Below are 14,661 nucleotides of genomic sequence, written 5' to 3'. Positions count from 1 at the left end.
CGCCGAAGCTGAGCTCGGCCAGCCTGCGCCAGGCAGGTGCCAGGCGGCGTGCCAGCCGTGCCAGCGGGCGAGTGGGGCGATGGGCGAGGATCGCGCCCGCGATGTGCAGCGCCAACGGGATTCCGTGGCAGCACTGGACGATCTGCGCCGCCGCGGCGGGTTCGGACGCCGCCCTCGGTGCCAGCCGCGTCAGCAGCTCCAAACCGTCCACATCGGACAGCGGGCCGAGCAGGAGGTGTTCCGCGCCGTCCAGCAGGAGCGGGGCCCGGCTGGTGATCAGGAGCGCGCACGGGCCGGTCGCGGGCAGCAGGTCGCGCAGCGGTGCGGGATCGGTCGCACCGTCGAGCACCACGAGCACCGCGCGGTCCGCCAGCCGTGACCGCAGCAGGGCGGCGGCCTCGTCGATCGCGTTCGGCACGTCGGAAACGCCCAGGTGGCGCAGGAGCCGGTGCGGAACGCGCGTCGCCTGGCGGAGGTCGATGTAGAGCTGGCCGTCGGGGAACACCGGCGCGACGCGGTGCGCGACCTCCAGTGCCAGCGCGCTCTTGCCGACGCCGCACGGGCCGTGCACCACGGCCACGGCCGGTGCGTCCTGGGCGAGCAAAGCCTGCAGCCGCGCCACTTCGGGTCCGCGTCCCGCGAACGACCGGCAGGGCGCAGGAAGCTCCTTGGGTGCGGGGAAGGAGGAAGCGCGCACGGTGACGGCCGCGGTCAGCCCGGGATCGCGGTCGAGCACCGCCTGGTGCAGCTTGACGAGCTCCGGTGAGGGTTCCAGGCCGAGCCGGTCGGCGATCACCCTGCGGTAGTCGGTGTAGACGGCGAGAGCTCCCGCCAGATCGCCCGACCGGTACAGCGCGGTCACCAGGTGCGCCCGCGGCCGTTCCCGCAACGGGTGCTCCGCCACGAACTCGCGCAGCGGCGTGATCAGCTCGCGGTGCTCGTCGAGACCCAGCCGCGCGTCGAAGTGGTCCTCGGTCACCGCCAGGCGCAGTTCCTCCACCGGCGCGATCGACGCGGCCAGCGCGTCGCAGTCGGCCAGATCTTCGAGGACAGGGCCCCGGCACGCGGAAAGCGCTTCCCCGAGGTGCCGCGCCGCTGTCGCGTGATCACAGCGGGACAGCGCCGCCCTGCCAGCGTCGGCGCGTTCGGTGAACAGGTGCAGGTCCAGCTCACCCGGTCGCAGCGTGAGCTCGTACCCCGCCTGCCTGCCGGATAGACGCTGTGCGCCGTCGGGCAGCACCTGGCGCAGCCGGTTGGCGTAGGTGCGCAGGTTCGCCACCGCCGACATCGGCGGCTCTTCGGCCCACAACGCGCGGACCAGCCTGCGGATCGGCACCGTCCGGCCGGGGTTGAGCAGCAGTGTGGCGAGCAGGAGGCGTTGCTTGAGCGAGCCGAGCACGACACTCGTGCCGCGGGCGCGCACCTCGATCCTCCCGAGAACCCTGAACTCGACTGACACACCGGTGATCCTGGCTGTGGCCGCTGACACACCGCCGACACGGCATACACGCGGCCGTGTATGTGCGCTGGGCGCCGCCGTGTACCCGCTGTTCCTACGTTGGCGCCACCGACGCCATCCGGCGCGGAGGAAGTGAGGGAGCGCGACACATGCGCAAGACGTTGGAGTCGCTCAGCGACAAGCTGCTCGGCGTGTTCGTGACCAAGGTGGACGTGGGCGCGGCCTGCCCGCCCGACCCGTTCTACAAGCACTGCTACTGCCGTGAGCGCAGTGACTTCCGCCAGCGCTGTTCGTACAACGGCGCGTGCAAGGTCTTCTGCGGGCCCTGCGTGGTCTTCCGGCGCTGCGGCGCGTGACCAGACGCCGTGAGTGGCGACGCGCCTCGCCACTCACGGCTCCCGTTCCCCTCTAGCTTCGGAGACTTTCCATGTCAGTGCTGACCGCCGCGGTCGTGGTCGTCGGAATCCTGTGCGTGCTGGACCTGCTGCTGAGCTTCGGCATCATCCGGCGGTTGCGCGAGCAGAACGAGGCGCTGCGCGACCTGCGGGAGAAGCAGTCGGCGGCCGAACCGGACATCATGCTGCCTGCCGGCTCCAGGATCGAACTGTCCGATGTGGACGTTTCTGGTGCGCTGGTCGGCTTCTTCTCCCCGAACTGCGAGCCGTGCAAGGAGCGCATTCCCCAGTTCATCGAGTACGCGACCGGCCACCGCGGGAAGGTGATCGCGGTCGCGGCAGGAGACGCCGAGGAGATCGCCGACATGGTCGTGCGCCTCGGTGAGGTGGCCGAGGTCGTAGTCGAGGAGATGGGCGGCCCGCTGCACAACGCGTTCGGCACGACCGGCTACCCGGCGGTGTGCCTGGTCGACGACGACCGGACCGTCGTGGCGAGCGGCTGGGAGATGTCCGCGCTGCCGGTTCTCGCGACCCGGTGAACACCGATCTCGGCGCCCGTCGAGTGCTGTCGCTCCTCGTCAGTGCTTTCGGCCTGACGAGGACGGCTGCGCCGGCGGGCACACCCCTGTACGTGGTGCTCTGCCTGCTCGGCGGCGTGGTGCCGCTCGCGGCGGCGTGGTGCACCAAGATCCTTCTGGACGGCCTCGCCGCGGACGGCGGCTGGGCGGCGCTCGTGCCGTGGGCGGTCGCGCTGGCGGTGACGGGTCTGGTCAGCGGCCTTCTCCCGGTGGCGTCGGAGTACCTCAAGCTGCGGCTGGACCGCGCCGTCGCCGTGCTGACGATGGACCGGCTGTACCAGGCGATGGGCCGGCTCACCGGCCTGGCGCGGATGGAGGACCCCCGGTTCAGGGACAAGCTCCAGCTCGCGCAGCAGACCGGCCGCAGCGGCCCCGGTCAGCTCGTCGACGACGGGCTGGGCGCGGCACAGGCGGCCGTGACGACGGGCGGGTTCCTCGGCACGTTGTTCTTCTTGAACCCCGGCATGGCGGTGATCGTGTTGCTGGCCGCCGTGCCCGCGTTGATCGCCCACCTGCGGCTCAGCCGGGCCAGGGCCGAGGTGCTGTGGTCGATCACTCCCGCCGAGCGGCGCGAGGTGTTCTACGCGGAGCTGCTGTCGAGTCTCGACGCGGCGAAGGAACTGCGGCTGCTCGGCCTCGGCGACCTCTTCCGGCGCCGCATGCTCGTGGAGCTGACGGCGGCGCACGCCGTCGTGGAGGGCCAGGATCGCAGGGACGCCCGTACTCGCGGCTTGCTGGCCGGGCTGACCGCGCTGGTGTCGGCGGCCGGTCTGATCTGGTCGGTGTGGCTCGCCACCACGGGCTCGTTGTCGATCGGTGACGTCGCGATGTTCGTGGCCGCCGTCGCCGGAGTGCAGGGCGCGTCGCAGAGCCTGGTGCACAACCTCGCCTCCGCGCACCACTCGGTGCTGTTGTTCCACCACTACCGGGAGATCGAGTCGCAACCACCGGACCTGCCCGTTGCCGTTGTGCCGCAACCGGTTCCGCCGCTGCGTCACGGGATCGAGCTGCGCAACGTGTGGTTCCGCTACGCCGACGACCAGCCGTGGGTGCTGTGCGGGGTGAACTTGACGATCCCGCACGGGCGTTCACTCGCGCTGGTCGGGCTGAACGGCGCGGGAAAGTCGACGATCGTCAAGCTGCTGTGCCGGTTCTACGACCCCTGCCGCGGCGCGATTCTGTGGGACGGCACCGACATCCGTTCGTTCGAGCCGAGGACCTGCGCGCCCGCATCGGCGCGGTGTTCCAGGACTACATGCGCTACGACCTCAGCGCCGCGGAGAACATCGGCCTGGGCGACGTGTCCTCAATGGACGATCGCGAACGCGTCGTCGCGGCGGCGCACCGGGCGGGCGCGCACGACGTGGTCGCGGCGTTGCCCCGCGGCTACGACACGTTGCTGTCGCGCATGTTCTTCGACGAGGCCGACCGCGAGGACCCGGAGACCGGCGTGCTTCTCTCCGGTGGCCAGTGGCAGCGGCTCGCGCTCGCAAGGGCGTTCCTGCGCGACCGCAGAGACCTGATGATCCTGGACGAGCCCAGCTCCGGCCTGGACGCGCAGGCAGAGCACGAGGTGCACAGCAGCCTGCGCCGGCACCGCGAGGGCGCGACGAGCGTGCTGATCTCGCACCGCCTCGGCGCGGTCCGCGACGCGGGGGTGATCGCCGTCCTCACCGCCGGTCAGGTCTCCGAGCTCGGCACGCACGACGAGCTCCTGTCCCTCGGCGGCGACTACGCGCGGCTCTTCCGGCTGCAGGCTTCTGGATATGACGAGGTGGTGACCGGATGATCTGGGTGGTGCCGGCTGTTGTCGCTCTTGTACTGGTGTCCTGGGTGCTCGTGTTGCGCAGCAGGCTGCTCGTGGTGACGGTGCACGGCGTGAGCATGGAACCGACCTACCGCTCCGGCGACCGGCTGCTGGTCCGGCGGGCCAGGCTGGACCGCGTCCGCGCCGGTCAGGTCGTGGTGGTGCGGGTGGACGCCGCCACGCCGGACGACCCGACGGGTGGCCGCATGGTGAAGCGTGCGGTGGCGGTGCCGGGTGATCCCGTGCCACCGCGGATCCCGGTGCCCGGCCCGCGCGTGCCTCCGGACAGCCTGCTGGTGCTCGGCGACAACCTCGCGCGCAGCAACGACTCCCGGCGGCTGGGCTATCTCCCGGCGGACGCGCTGATCGGCGTGGTCCTCCGCCCGATCGGACAGAGGTGACGTGGTGCTGAGCACGGGTGCTCTGGTCCTTTGTGGACTCGTCTTGTTGGTGTCCGCGGTGAGCAAGGTGCGGGGAAGGACCGACTACGCCGAGTTCGTCGCGTCGGTGCCTGCCTTCGGGATTCCGGCACGGTGGACGCGCCTGTTCGCGGTGCTGACCGTCGTGGCGGAGTTCGTGATCGCCGCGTTGCTGCTCGCGTCCGTGTTCACCGAGCACTGGCTTGCGGTCGCGGGCCTGGTGCTGGCGGTGGGCATGTTCGGTGTGCTGACCGCCGTGGTGTGGCGCGCGGTGTCACGGCAGTCCGGTGCGGTGTGCCGGTGCTTCGGGCGTGCTCGCACCACGCTCGCGCACCGGCACGTCGTGCGCAACGCCTTCCTGCTGGCGGTGGCCGCGTTCGGCCTGGTTGCACTGTCTGTTGTGGACGCTGCGGCCGACCCTGCCGCTGTGTGGCTCGCGGCGGTCGTCGGTGCGGTCGGCGCGGTGCTGGTGGTGCGGTTCGACGACCTCGCCGACCTGATCGCAGGTCCGGTCGGCTAGAGCGGGGCGAGGCTGGTGGGAAGGCGCTCGAACCCGCGCAGGATGCGGGTGGGACGGCGGCGGGCACCGGCCAGCGGGCGCAGGTCGGGAAAGCGGCTGAAGATCGTGCGCAGGCCGATCTCGCCCTCCATGCGGGCGAGTTGGGCGCCGAGGCAGTAGTGGCGGCCGGCGCCGAACGAGACGTGGTCGCGGGCGTTCTGGCGGGTGACGTCGAACGCGTCCGGGTTCTCGAAGACCTCCGGGTCGCGGTTGGCGGCCGCGAGCACGGTCGTGACGAGCTGGCCGCGGCGCACGGGAACGCCGGCGATCGTCGTGTCGCGGGCGCACATGCGGCCGGTCAACAGGACAGGAGGATCAAAGCGGAGGACCTCGTCTACGGCGTTGCCCCACAGCTCGGGCCGGGCTCGGAGGGTGTCGAGTTGCGACGGGTGCCTGGTCAGCAACGCGATGCCGTTGCCGAGGAGGTTGACGGTGGTCTCGAAGCCCGCGGCCAGGACGAGACCGGCGGTCGCCTTGAGCTCGCGTTCAGTGAGGCCGGCGCCGTCCTCACGGGCGGTGATCAGGCGGCTGAGCAGGTTGTCGCCGGGGTTGGCGCGCAGGGCGTTCAAGTGGCGGGTGAGCCAGGCGTCCGAACGTGTTCAGGGTGGTCTCGACGGTGCGGAAGACGCGCCACGACAGGCCGAGGTCGAGGCTCGGCGCGGCGGCCGCGCCCAGTGCCAGGACGGTGGCGCGTTCTTGCGGTGGCACACCGAGGATCTCGCTGATCACGGTGACCGGCAGCAGGCCGCAGTAGGTCTCGATCAGGTCGACGGGGTTGGCGGGGTCGAGGCCGTCGAGCAGTTCGTCGGCGATCTCCTGGGTGCGGTCGCGCAGCTGTTCGACCGCACGGGCGGTGAAGACGCGGGTGACGAGCTTGCGGTAGCGGGTGTGCGCCGGTGGTTCGACGACCAGCAGCGACGGGGGCTGGACGGGATGGGTCACGTCCGTGGCGGACCAGGCAGCGAGCTTGCCGAGAATGCCGGCGCCGTACCTCGGGCGGGTCGTCACGAGGGCGTCGTCGGTGAGGACTTCCTTGACGATCGCGTGCCGGGCGGTGGTGTGGCCGACCTTGGTGGCGGCGAGCGGGCCGCGGGAGCGGATCTCGTCGAACAGACCGGTCAGGTCGGCGCCGGTGGACGCCTCGACGGTGATGCGCCCCTGAAGGTCGCCGCGGCGCGCGGCCAGGCGCAGCACTGCCCGTGGCAGCGCGTGGCCGATGCTCCAGCGCACCGCCGGCTTGACGTGCTCCTCGGCGAGACTCATCAGTGCCGAAGCGTGCCCAGTGGACGGCGATGAGTCAAGGATGGTCCGTCCGGCGGAATGGAAAGTCCACTTCGGATCAACGGGTATGGTGCCGCGCCATGGAAATCCGGGCGCTGCTCGACCGCATGACGCACGAGGACACTCGGCGTGAGGTCGAGGACTTCGTGGCAGAGCAGGGAATCACGTCGTTCGACGAAATAGCCGAAGTGATCGCCACGTCCGATGACGGTCAGGTCGTGCGGTCGGCGTGCCGGGCGTTCTCCATGCTGGCGGCGGGGGACGAGGTCTACCTCGAAGCGACGCGGCACCCGCACGCGACGGTGAGACAGGTGGCCGCGAGCATGTTCCGTGGCGAGCAGGCGTTGAGGTATGCCGGGGAACTGCTGCCGGTGCTGGCCGACGAGGACCACTACGTGCGGCGGGAAGCGTTGTGGGCGTTCGGGACGATGGGCCCGGACGTGTTGCCGCTGCTGCACGAGACGCGCCGGACGGCCAAGGGCGCGGTGCGCAGGGGAGCCCTGGCGGGGATTGTCGAGGTCGCCGGACCGGACGCGCTGTCGCAGCAGGACCGGAAGATGATCGAGCGGTACATCCAGGTCAAGATCGAAGAAGAGATGTACGGCACCGAGGAGATGCATCTCTGCGGCGGCTGGTACGCGATCAGGACCGAGGACCAGAACGCCGTGCTCGGGGTCTGCGGTCTGAAGGATCCGACGCCGGTCACGAAAATCCTCGGCGGCTCGGCCTGGAACAACGACCATCACGCATGGGCCAAGGAGGGCGAACACGTTCGGTGCGCCAGGGTCTACGTCACCGGCTCGTGGGACGGCTGGACGCTCGTGTTCGGCGAGCCGTTCGCGCACGGAACCCGGAGTGTCCCGGAGATCTGCGCGGTGCTGAGCGCGGTGTTCGGCGAGGCGCACTACTACGGCATGAGCTGTGGCGACGGCTGGACGGCGTGGTGCATCGCGGAGGGTGGCGAAGTCGTTCGCTACTACGACGCGTCCAAACCGGAAGACCAGATCGGCGAGCTCGACGTCGAGGACGGCAGGGGCCTGCCGCACGACTGGAGCGACGAGAACGAGGACCTCGACGACATCTGGGCCACCGAGGTCGCCGAGGAGTTGTCGGTCGATCCCACGTACTTCGAGGGTGACATCGAGGGGCACGGTGTGCTCGCGCTGACCCAGTGCGGCCGGACCTACGGATCTCCCAAAGGTTTCCTGCAGATCTAGGTCAGGCGTGGATGACCGGCACCTCCAGTGCCCGCACGATCTCGTTGTCGGCGTCCGTGATCACTCCGGCGACCTCGGCGAACGGCAGCACCGAGAACCGGGACGCCGTGCCGATCTTCTCCGAACTGGCCAGCACGTACGTGTCGGCGGCCTGGTGCGCGAGGGCGCGTTTCATCGCGGCCTCGTCCGCGTCACCGGTCGTGAGGCCTGCCTCGGGGTGGACACCCGTGACGCCTAGCAGGAACACGTCGGCGTGCACGCCACGTGCGGCCTCCACGGCGGCGGCACCGCACGCGACCATCGAGTGCTTGAAGAGCCGTCCGCCGATCACGTACACCTCCACGTCCCGGTGCTCTTCCAGCGCGCTCGCGATCGTCGGACTGTGCGTGACGACCGTGGCGTGCAGGTCGAGCGGTAGCGCGCGCACCACGGCGAGGGTGGTGGTGCCGCCGTCGAGGATCACGGTGCTGCCGGGCTCGATCAGCGCGGCTGCCGCTCGTGCGACCCGTTGCTTGCCATCGACCTGAACGCCCTGACGCGTCGCGTAGTCGGCGATAGCGGGGGAAACGGGCAGAGCGCCGCCGTACACGCGTTGGCAGAGACCCGCCGCCGCGAGATCACGCAGGTCGCGGCGGATCGTGTCCTCGGAGAGGCCGACCTCGGCGGCGAGGTCCTTGGCGACGATCCGGCCGTCGGTGCGCAGGCGTTCGAGCAGCAGGTCACGGCGTTGGGCAGCCAGCATGCACGTTTCTCCTTGTTTTTGCCGAGTCTTGCACATTATGGTCGGACGCATGCTGATTCTGATCGCAGGGCCCTATCGGTCCGGCACGGGGGACGACCCCGCACTGATGGTGCGCAACCTCGAACGGCTGGAGGAGGCGGCGTGGCCGATCTTCCGCAGCGGCCACGTGCCGATGATCGGCGAGTGGGTCGCGCTGCCGGTTCTGCGCGGTGCCGGCGGGCACTCGCCGTTGGATCCGATCGCCTCGGAGATCATGTATCCGACGGCGGAACGGTTGCTGCGGCATTGCGACGCGGTGCTGCGGCTGCCGGGCGAGTCGACAGGGGCGGACGAGGACGTGCGGATCGCGAGGGAACGCGGTCTGCCGGTCTACGAACGGGTGGAGGACATCCCCGGCTATCGCGCCGCCTAGCGGGTCAGGGGGCGATCAGGACGTCGAGCGCGCGGCGGCGACGAACTCACGCATCCGGCCGTGGTCCTTGACGCCACGGCTCGACTCGATGCCGCTGGACACGTCGACCCCCCACGGCGCAGCCACGCTGATCGCCCCGGCGACCGTCTCCGGCGACAGCCCGCCCGCAAGCACCCACTTGCCTTCTGGGCGCTTCTCGTTGAGCCGCGTGATGTCCCACTGCTCACCGGACCCCGCGACGGGGGAGTCGATCAGCAGCAGCTCCTCGCCGAACGCGCCGGTGCGCACGTCGGTGTCCGGCCCGAGCGCGGTCGCCCTGATGAGCTGGAACGGCAGGCCCGCCAGCTCGTCGAACGCTTCCTTCGGGTAGTCGCCGTGCAGCTGCAACGCCTGCACGCCGGTCTTCAGCGCCATCTCACCGGCCTCGGCGGCTGTGATTCCGCGCACGACGGCGACGGTCAGCACGTGCGGTGGCACGTCCGCGACGAGCCTGCCCGCCAGGTCGACGTCGATCTGGCGGGGGCTGGTGGTCAGCACGAAACCGACGGCGTCGGCCCCGGTCCCGACCGCTGCGGCGACGTCGGACTCGGTGCGCAGACCACAAAGCTTCACGAACACAACGCTGATCCTAGGGCCTGTTTCTCGGATCTCGTTCGATGAGAGTCGAGCCTGAGGTGGTTCCTGGCGGCGCGGGCGACAGGCCCGCATACCGGTGTTGTACGTGGGCCTGTCGCCCGTGCCCCCACGGGCCGCCTCAGGCCCGACTATCGCGAACACGGATCCGAGAAACAGGCCCTGGTGTCGTGCAGCTAACAGTCACATCTCGCGGTGCTGCGTGGTCCTACTAGTAGAGACACGGGCAATGGAGGCCGCGATGACGCAACCTGAACATCAGATAGCCACCTCAGTCCTGGTGATCGGCAGCGGCGGCGCGGGACTGCGCGCCGCCATCGAGCTGGCCGAGCGCGGGGTCGACGTGCTGGTCGTCGGCAAGCGCCCGAAGGCCGACGCGCACACCGCGCTCGCCGCCGGTGGCATCAACGCGGCACTCGCCACGATGGACGAGGAAGACTCGTGGCAGCAGCACGCGGCGGACACGATCAAGGAGAGCTACCTCCTCGCGAATCCGGACATCGTGCGGATCGTGGCCGAGCAGGCGCCGCGTGGCATCGCCGACCTGGAACGCTGGGGCATGCCGTTCGCGCGTGAGGTCGACGGCCGCATCTCGCAACGGTTCTTCGGCGCGCACACCTACCGCCGCACGTCGTTCGCCGGCGACTACACCGGGCTGGAGATCCAGCGCACGCTCGTGAACCGGGCCGCGCAGCTGAACATCCCGATCCACGACTCCTGCTACATCACGCAGATCCTGGTGCGGGACAACGTGGTCTTCGGCGCATACGGGTTCGACCTCAACACCGGCACGCGGTACGTGTTCCACGCGGACGTGGTGATCCTCGCCGCCGGCGGGCACACCCGGATCTGGCGCCGGACGTCGAGTCGCAGGGACGAGAACACCGGTGACTCGTTCCGCCTCGCCGTGCTCGCGGGAGGCCGGATCCGCGACCCCGAGCTGGTCCAGTTCCACCCGTCGGGCCTGCTCGAACCAGAGAACGCGGCAGGAACCCTGGTGTCGGAGGCCGCACGCGGGGAGGGCGGCATCCTCACCAACGCGGCGGGGGAGCGGTTCATGTCCCGCTACGACCCGCAGCGCATGGAACTGTCCACACGCGACAGAGTGGCGCTCGCCGCGTACACCGAGATCAAGGAAGGCCGTGGCACCCCGAACGGCGGCGTGTGGCTGGACGTGTCGCACCTGCCGCGCGAGCAGATCATGCGGCGGCTGCCCAGGGTGTACCAGACGCTGCTCGAACTGCAGATGAAGGACATCACCCGCGAGGCGATGGAGATCGCTCCGACCGCGCACTACTCGATGGGCGGTGTGTGGGTGTCGCCCGCGGACCACTCGACGGGTGTCGAGGGTCTGTACGCGATCGGTGAGGCGTCCAGCGGTCTGCACGGCGCGAACCGGTTGGGCGGCAACTCGCTCATCGAGTTGCTGGTGTACGGGCGGATCGTCGGTGAGGCGGCCGCGGAGTACTCGGCTTCCCTGAGCGCGCAACGCCGTTCGCGGATCGTGCTCGGAGAGGCGCGGTCCGAGGTGGACCGGCTGCTCGAAGCCGACGGCCAGGAGAACGTCCGTGCCCTGCAACGGACTCTGCGCAACACGATGACTGAGCACGCGGGTGTCGTCCGCGATGAAGCGGGCCTGCGCAAGGGACTCGCGGAGCTGGACGAACTGGAAGACCGCATTCGCAACGTCGGCGTGCACCCGGACCTCGCCGGGTACCAGGACCTCGCCCACGCCTTCGACCTGTTGGCGTCGGCGATCTCCGCTCGCGCGACCCTGGAGTGCGCCCTCGAACGTCGCGAGACCCGCGGCTGTCACAACCGGTCGGACCATCCGGACCTGGACCCCTCACAGCAGGTGAACCTGGTCTGGGCGGGTCCTGGCTGGATCGACCGCGAGGAGATCCCTCCGGTGCCGGACGAGATCGCGTCGCTGATGAGGGACGTCGACACGGCCGGCAAGCTGGTCGAGTGACACGAGGGGCGGGAGCACCGGGGATGGGCTCCCGCCCCTCGGGTTTCACGGCCGAGGCGCCCGCAGGTGCTTGCGCGCCTCCAGCTCCTCGAGCTCCACCACGGTCAGCATCGGCTGGCCCGGCGCGCAGAACATCGTGACCACGAAAGCGGATTCCTCGTCGCTGAGGTGGTTGCCGTCCTGGTAGTGGATGACGTCGCCACCCGGTTCCCAGAACGTCTCGCCCGCGCGGACGACCCGCTCCGGCTCACCTTCGAGCTCGAAGACGATGGCGCCCTTGACGACGTAGCCGTACGCGGGACCGGAATGCCGGTGCGGCGGCGCACCGGGGCTGCTCGGCGGCAACGTCACGAGGACCGTCATGGCCTCGGCTCCGTCCGGGATCTGCGGTGCTCCCGGCACGGTGCCGATGACCTCGATGTTCGGCGGCGCCCCGCTCATCGCTGCACCGCCCGCCGGTGCTTGCGCGCCTCCAGCTCGTCGGCGCTCACGACGGTGAGCACCGGCTGACCCGGCTCGCAGATCATGGTGGCGATCAGCGCGGACTCCTCGTCGTCGAGGTGGTTCGCACCCTTGTAGTGGATCACGTCGCCACCGGGCTCGAAGAACGCCTCACCCGCCAGGATCACCCGTTCCGGCCCGCCTTCGAGCTCGAACGTGACGGCGCCCTTCACCACGTACGCGTAGACGGGACCGGGGTGCCGGTGGGGAGGTGCGCCGGGGCTGCCCGGCGGGAGGGTGACGAGGATCGACCGCGCCACGAGACCTTCGGGGACCGGTGCGACGCCCGGTGACTCGGCAAGGATCTCGACCTTCGCCGGCGGGCCGACGCCGGCCGGCGGGTGATGCAGGAGTTCGCTCATACCAAGGAGGACCGGACAGCTAACCGTTTTGTGACAGCGCCATCCGGGACCGCAGCTCGTCCGCTTCCGGTGCGTGCAGCTCGTCCCACACCTCTACGGCGCGCTCCCACGTCCGGTGTGCCTCGTCGTGGTTCCCCATGGCCTCGTGGGTGTCGCCGAGGTGGGTCAGCGCCTCGGCGAGCATGTACCGGTCGCCGGAGTCCTCGGACATGTCCAGGGCAGCGTGGTAGTGCGTGAGCGCCGCCGTGTAGTTGCCACGGTGGTGCTCGATGTACCCCAGCGTGTCCAGCATTCCGGGGGTGTCGACGTCCTTGACCGCCACCGCTTGTTCGGCCCGCGCCAGCGCCTCGTCGTACTCGCCGAGCATCGCGAGGCACCAGGCCACACCGTTCAGCGCGTCCGCCTCCGCGACCCAGTTGCCGGCCTCCTGGAAGCACGCCAGCGCTTTCGACGCCCAGTCCAGCGCTTCGTGGTGCCCGCCCTGCGCGCTGACGAGCCGGGCGAGACCGAAGTACGTGTAGCCGAGTGCGTCGGTGTCACCGGACTCGAGGTCGATCTCGAGGGCTCGATCCAGCAATGCGCGCGCCTTGTCGAACTGTCCCGCCCTGGTGTGCGCGCGGGCGATCATCTTCCAGAAGGCCACCAGTTGCTTCTCGTCGTCGGTCAGTGTGATCGCCCGGTGAAGGATGTCGACGTTGGCGGACATCCGGCCGTTCAAGTCGAGGAAGTTCGCGAAGGCACGGATCGTGGCGACGACCTCCTGAGGGAAGCCGTGATCGGAGCGCGCGATCGCGAGCAGAGCGGGCATTTCGGTCTTCAGCCACGACCTGGCGGCGTTGGCGTCGGCGTGGACGACCGTCACCACGCCCTCTGGTGGCGGATGGTCTGCCGCTGTGCCGGAGTTCCCCATCGCACGGGCGTGCTCCGCGTTGTGCCGGTAGTGCGCGACGAGCCGATAGAGGGCGTCGTGCCGTTCGTCATCCTGAACCTGCTCGGCCGCGTAGGCGCGCAGCAGGTCGTGGAACGCGAAACGCCCCGGCGTGCGCTCCATGATCAGGTGGGCACGGGTGAGCTCCTGCATTGCCCGCCGCGCCGAAGCCACCGGCACACCGGTGAGGCTCGCGGCGGCCGCGAGCGAGATCTCCGTGCTCGGGTGCAGACCGAGCAATCGGAACGTCCTGGCCGCCTCCGGACTCAGCGCCAGGTAGGAGCAGGAGAACACGGCCCGCAGGTCCGTCGCTCGTCGCCGCTGCCGAAACCGTCCAGGCCGCCCAGCTCCTCGGCGTAGGCGGTCAGCGAGAACGACGTGTGCGCGGCCCGCGCGGCCACGACGGCCAGCGCCAGCGGCAGCCCAGCGCACCGGTCGATGATCTCCGCCACGGCGGCGGGCTCCGCGTCCACGCGCGACCTGCCGAGGCGGTCGGCCAGCAGTGCGTGCGCTTCCTCCCGGCTCAGCAATGCGAGTGGCAGGCTGCGGGCGTTCGTCGTCGCGACCAGCCCGGTGAGGTCGTTGCGGCTGGTGACGACGACGAGGCTGCCCGGAGTGCCCGGCAGCAGCGGACGGACCTGCGTCGCGTCACGGGCGTGTCGAGCACCACCAGCATCGCGCGGCCGGCCAGCAGCGTCCGGAACTTGGCGGCTTGCGCCTCCACGTCGTCCGGGATGCCGCGCGACGGCACGCCCAGCGCTTCCAGGAACGCCCGCAACGCCTCGCCGGGAGCCATCACGGCGCCGCTGGGGTCGAATCCGCGCAGGTCCACGTACAGCTGGCCGTCGGGGAAGCGGCCGGCCACGCGGTGGGCCCAGTGCAGCGCGAGGGTCGTCTTCCCGATGCCTGCCGTTCCCGACACCGCGCTGATCACGACTGTCGACGTACCGGCGCCGTCCAGCACGGCGTCGAGCCCGCCGAGCGCCTCTGCGCGTCCGACGAAGCCCGTGAGCTCTGGCGGCAGCTGGCGGGGTACCGGCGCGGGTTCGGCGCGGGCGGAGGACAGCAGGTCGTCCTGCTCCTGCGGACGCAGCCCGAGCGCGGTGGCGAGCTGCCGGACCGAGACGAGCTGCGGGTTGCGGCGCTTGCCGGTCTCCATGCCGCGGATGGTGCTGACCGAGACGCCGGACTGTTCGGCGAGGGCCTCCTGGGTGAGGCCCGCACGGAGTCGGAAGCGTCGCACGGCCGTGGCGAACTCAGCAGTCACGGACATGTCGTACCAGGTGCCGGTGATCAAGTGCGCATGTTTCGGCGTGGGCCGAAACGTGGCGGACCGGTCACAGATGACCGGTCGGTGACCTGTTCGCGGTGATCACCGCGCACCCACGATGTTGCG

The 14,661-nt window shown here is 70.2% G+C and carries 16 protein-coding genes and 2 pseudogenes; 9 read left to right on the top strand and 9 right to left on the bottom strand.

Features of this window, described 5'->3' with window-relative positions; translation table 11 throughout:
* Positions 1 to 1,459: AfsR/SARP family transcriptional regulator (locus FXN61_RS26505; RefSeq protein WP_167976738.1), on the bottom strand; the 1,459-nt coding region annotated here is incomplete at its 3' end.
* A gap of 149 nt (positions 1,460 to 1,608) precedes the next feature.
* Here FXN61_RS26505 and FXN61_RS26500 point away from each other — a divergent pair.
* The 6 genes and pseudogenes from FXN61_RS26500 (at position 1,609) to FXN61_RS26480 (ending at position 5,178) form a co-directional block, all read left to right on the top strand.
* The gene (locus tag FXN61_RS26500; RefSeq protein ID WP_167976737.1) at positions 1,609 to 1,815 is read left to right on the top strand and encodes a hypothetical protein; all 207 of its coding nucleotides are present in this window, start codon (positions 1,609 to 1,611) and stop codon (positions 1,813 to 1,815) included.
* Between the two features lie 71 nt (positions 1,816 to 1,886).
* Entirely contained in the window at positions 1,887 to 2,393 is a 507-nt protein-coding gene (locus FXN61_RS26495; protein ID WP_167976736.1) for a TlpA family protein disulfide reductase, read from the top strand.
* A 302-nt stretch (positions 2,394 to 2,695) separates the two neighbouring features.
* Positions 2,696 to 3,915, top strand: a pseudogene (locus FXN61_RS55705) (ATP-binding cassette domain-containing protein); the annotation flags it as partial.
* A 39-nt stretch (positions 3,916 to 3,954) separates the two neighbouring features.
* The gene (locus tag FXN61_RS52730) at positions 3,955 to 4,221 is read left to right on the top strand and encodes a hypothetical protein (protein WP_246292043.1); all 267 of its coding nucleotides are present in this window, start codon (positions 3,955 to 3,957) and stop codon (positions 4,219 to 4,221) included.
* Positions 4,218 to 4,640 (top strand): S26 family signal peptidase, encoded by a 423-nt coding sequence (locus FXN61_RS26485; protein WP_188135513.1) that lies wholly within the window; start codon positions 4,218 to 4,220, stop codon positions 4,638 to 4,640. Before FXN61_RS52730 ends, FXN61_RS26485 begins: the two co-directional genes overlap by 4 nt.
* Before the next feature lie 4 nt (positions 4,641 to 4,644).
* Positions 4,645 to 5,178 carry a MauE/DoxX family redox-associated membrane protein gene (locus FXN61_RS26480; RefSeq protein ID WP_167976735.1) on the top strand — a complete coding sequence of 178 codons (534 nt, stop codon included), beginning with the start codon at positions 4,645 to 4,647 and terminating at the stop codon, positions 5,176 to 5,178.
* Here FXN61_RS26480 and FXN61_RS26475 read toward each other — a convergent pair.
* Positions 5,175 to 6,480, bottom strand: a pseudogene (locus FXN61_RS26475) (cytochrome P450). The gene FXN61_RS26480 and the pseudogene FXN61_RS26475 sit on opposite strands and share 4 nt — an antisense overlap.
* 98 nt (positions 6,481 to 6,578) lie before the next feature.
* Between FXN61_RS26475 and FXN61_RS26470 the strand changes: the two are divergent.
* The gene (locus FXN61_RS26470) at positions 6,579 to 7,715 is read left to right on the top strand and encodes a HEAT repeat domain-containing protein (RefSeq protein WP_167976734.1); all 1,137 of its coding nucleotides are present in this window, start codon (positions 6,579 to 6,581) and stop codon (positions 7,713 to 7,715) included.
* Between the two features lies 1 nt (position 7,716).
* Here FXN61_RS26470 and FXN61_RS26465 read toward each other — a convergent pair whose 3' ends face one another.
* Positions 7,717 to 8,457, bottom strand: a complete 741-nt coding sequence (locus FXN61_RS26465; RefSeq protein WP_167976733.1) for a DeoR/GlpR family DNA-binding transcription regulator — start codon at positions 8,455 to 8,457, stop codon at positions 7,717 to 7,719.
* A gap of 49 nt (positions 8,458 to 8,506) precedes the next feature.
* On the opposite strand from FXN61_RS26465, the gene FXN61_RS26460 reads away from it, so the two are divergent.
* Positions 8,507 to 8,869 carry a DUF4406 domain-containing protein gene (locus tag FXN61_RS26460; RefSeq protein WP_188135512.1) on the top strand — a complete coding sequence of 121 codons (363 nt, stop codon included), beginning with the start codon at positions 8,507 to 8,509 and terminating at the stop codon, positions 8,867 to 8,869.
* Positions 8,870 to 8,884: 15 nt separating this feature from the next.
* Here the strand turns inward: FXN61_RS26460 and FXN61_RS26455 are convergent, their stop codons facing one another.
* Positions 8,885 to 9,481, bottom strand: a complete 597-nt coding sequence (locus tag FXN61_RS26455; RefSeq protein ID WP_312878003.1) for a phosphoribosylanthranilate isomerase — start codon at positions 9,479 to 9,481, stop codon at positions 8,885 to 8,887.
* Positions 9,482 to 9,743: 262 nt separating this feature from the next.
* Between FXN61_RS26455 and FXN61_RS26450 the strand changes: the two genes are divergently transcribed.
* The gene (locus FXN61_RS26450) at positions 9,744 to 11,474 is read left to right on the top strand and encodes an L-aspartate oxidase (protein WP_167976731.1); all 1,731 of its coding nucleotides are present in this window, start codon (positions 9,744 to 9,746) and stop codon (positions 11,472 to 11,474) included.
* Positions 11,475 to 11,519: 45 nt separating this feature from the next.
* On the opposite strand, the gene FXN61_RS26445 is transcribed toward FXN61_RS26450, so the two are convergent.
* From FXN61_RS26445 to FXN61_RS26430, 5 genes are read right to left on the bottom strand one after another with little or no spacing between them, the layout of a single operon-like run.
* A complete protein-coding gene (locus FXN61_RS26445) occupies positions 11,520 to 11,915 on the bottom strand; it encodes a cupin domain-containing protein (RefSeq protein ID WP_167976730.1) in 396 nt (131 codons plus the stop codon).
* Entirely contained in the window at positions 11,912 to 12,337 is a 426-nt protein-coding gene (locus FXN61_RS26440) for a cupin domain-containing protein (RefSeq protein WP_167976729.1), read from the bottom strand. Before FXN61_RS26440 ends, FXN61_RS26445 begins: the two co-directional genes overlap by 4 nt.
* Positions 12,338 to 12,356: 19 nt before the next feature.
* Positions 12,357 to 13,559 carry a tetratricopeptide repeat protein gene (locus tag FXN61_RS55700; RefSeq protein ID WP_167976728.1) on the bottom strand — a complete coding sequence of 401 codons (1,203 nt, stop codon included), beginning with the start codon at positions 13,557 to 13,559 and terminating at the stop codon, positions 12,357 to 12,359.
* Positions 13,532 to 13,795: a hypothetical protein gene (locus FXN61_RS50890; RefSeq protein WP_223165606.1), complete on the bottom strand. Its 264-nt coding sequence runs from the start codon at positions 13,793 to 13,795 to the stop codon at positions 13,532 to 13,534. The genes FXN61_RS55700 and FXN61_RS50890 overlap by 28 nt, the downstream gene beginning before the upstream one ends.
* Positions 13,789 to 14,562 (bottom strand): helix-turn-helix domain-containing protein, encoded by a 774-nt coding sequence (locus FXN61_RS26430; RefSeq protein ID WP_223165605.1) that lies wholly within the window; start codon positions 14,560 to 14,562, stop codon positions 13,789 to 13,791. The genes FXN61_RS50890 and FXN61_RS26430 overlap by 7 nt, the downstream gene beginning before the upstream one ends.
* Positions 14,563 to 14,661 lie beyond the last annotated feature (99 nt).

It is taken from the genome of Lentzea indica, from assembly GCF_012184385.1.
Lineage (GTDB): Bacteria > Actinomycetota > Actinomycetes > Mycobacteriales > Pseudonocardiaceae > Lentzea > Lentzea indica.
Note: the sequence above shows the minus strand (reverse complement) of the source record. Positions and strands in the feature narration are given on the sequence as shown.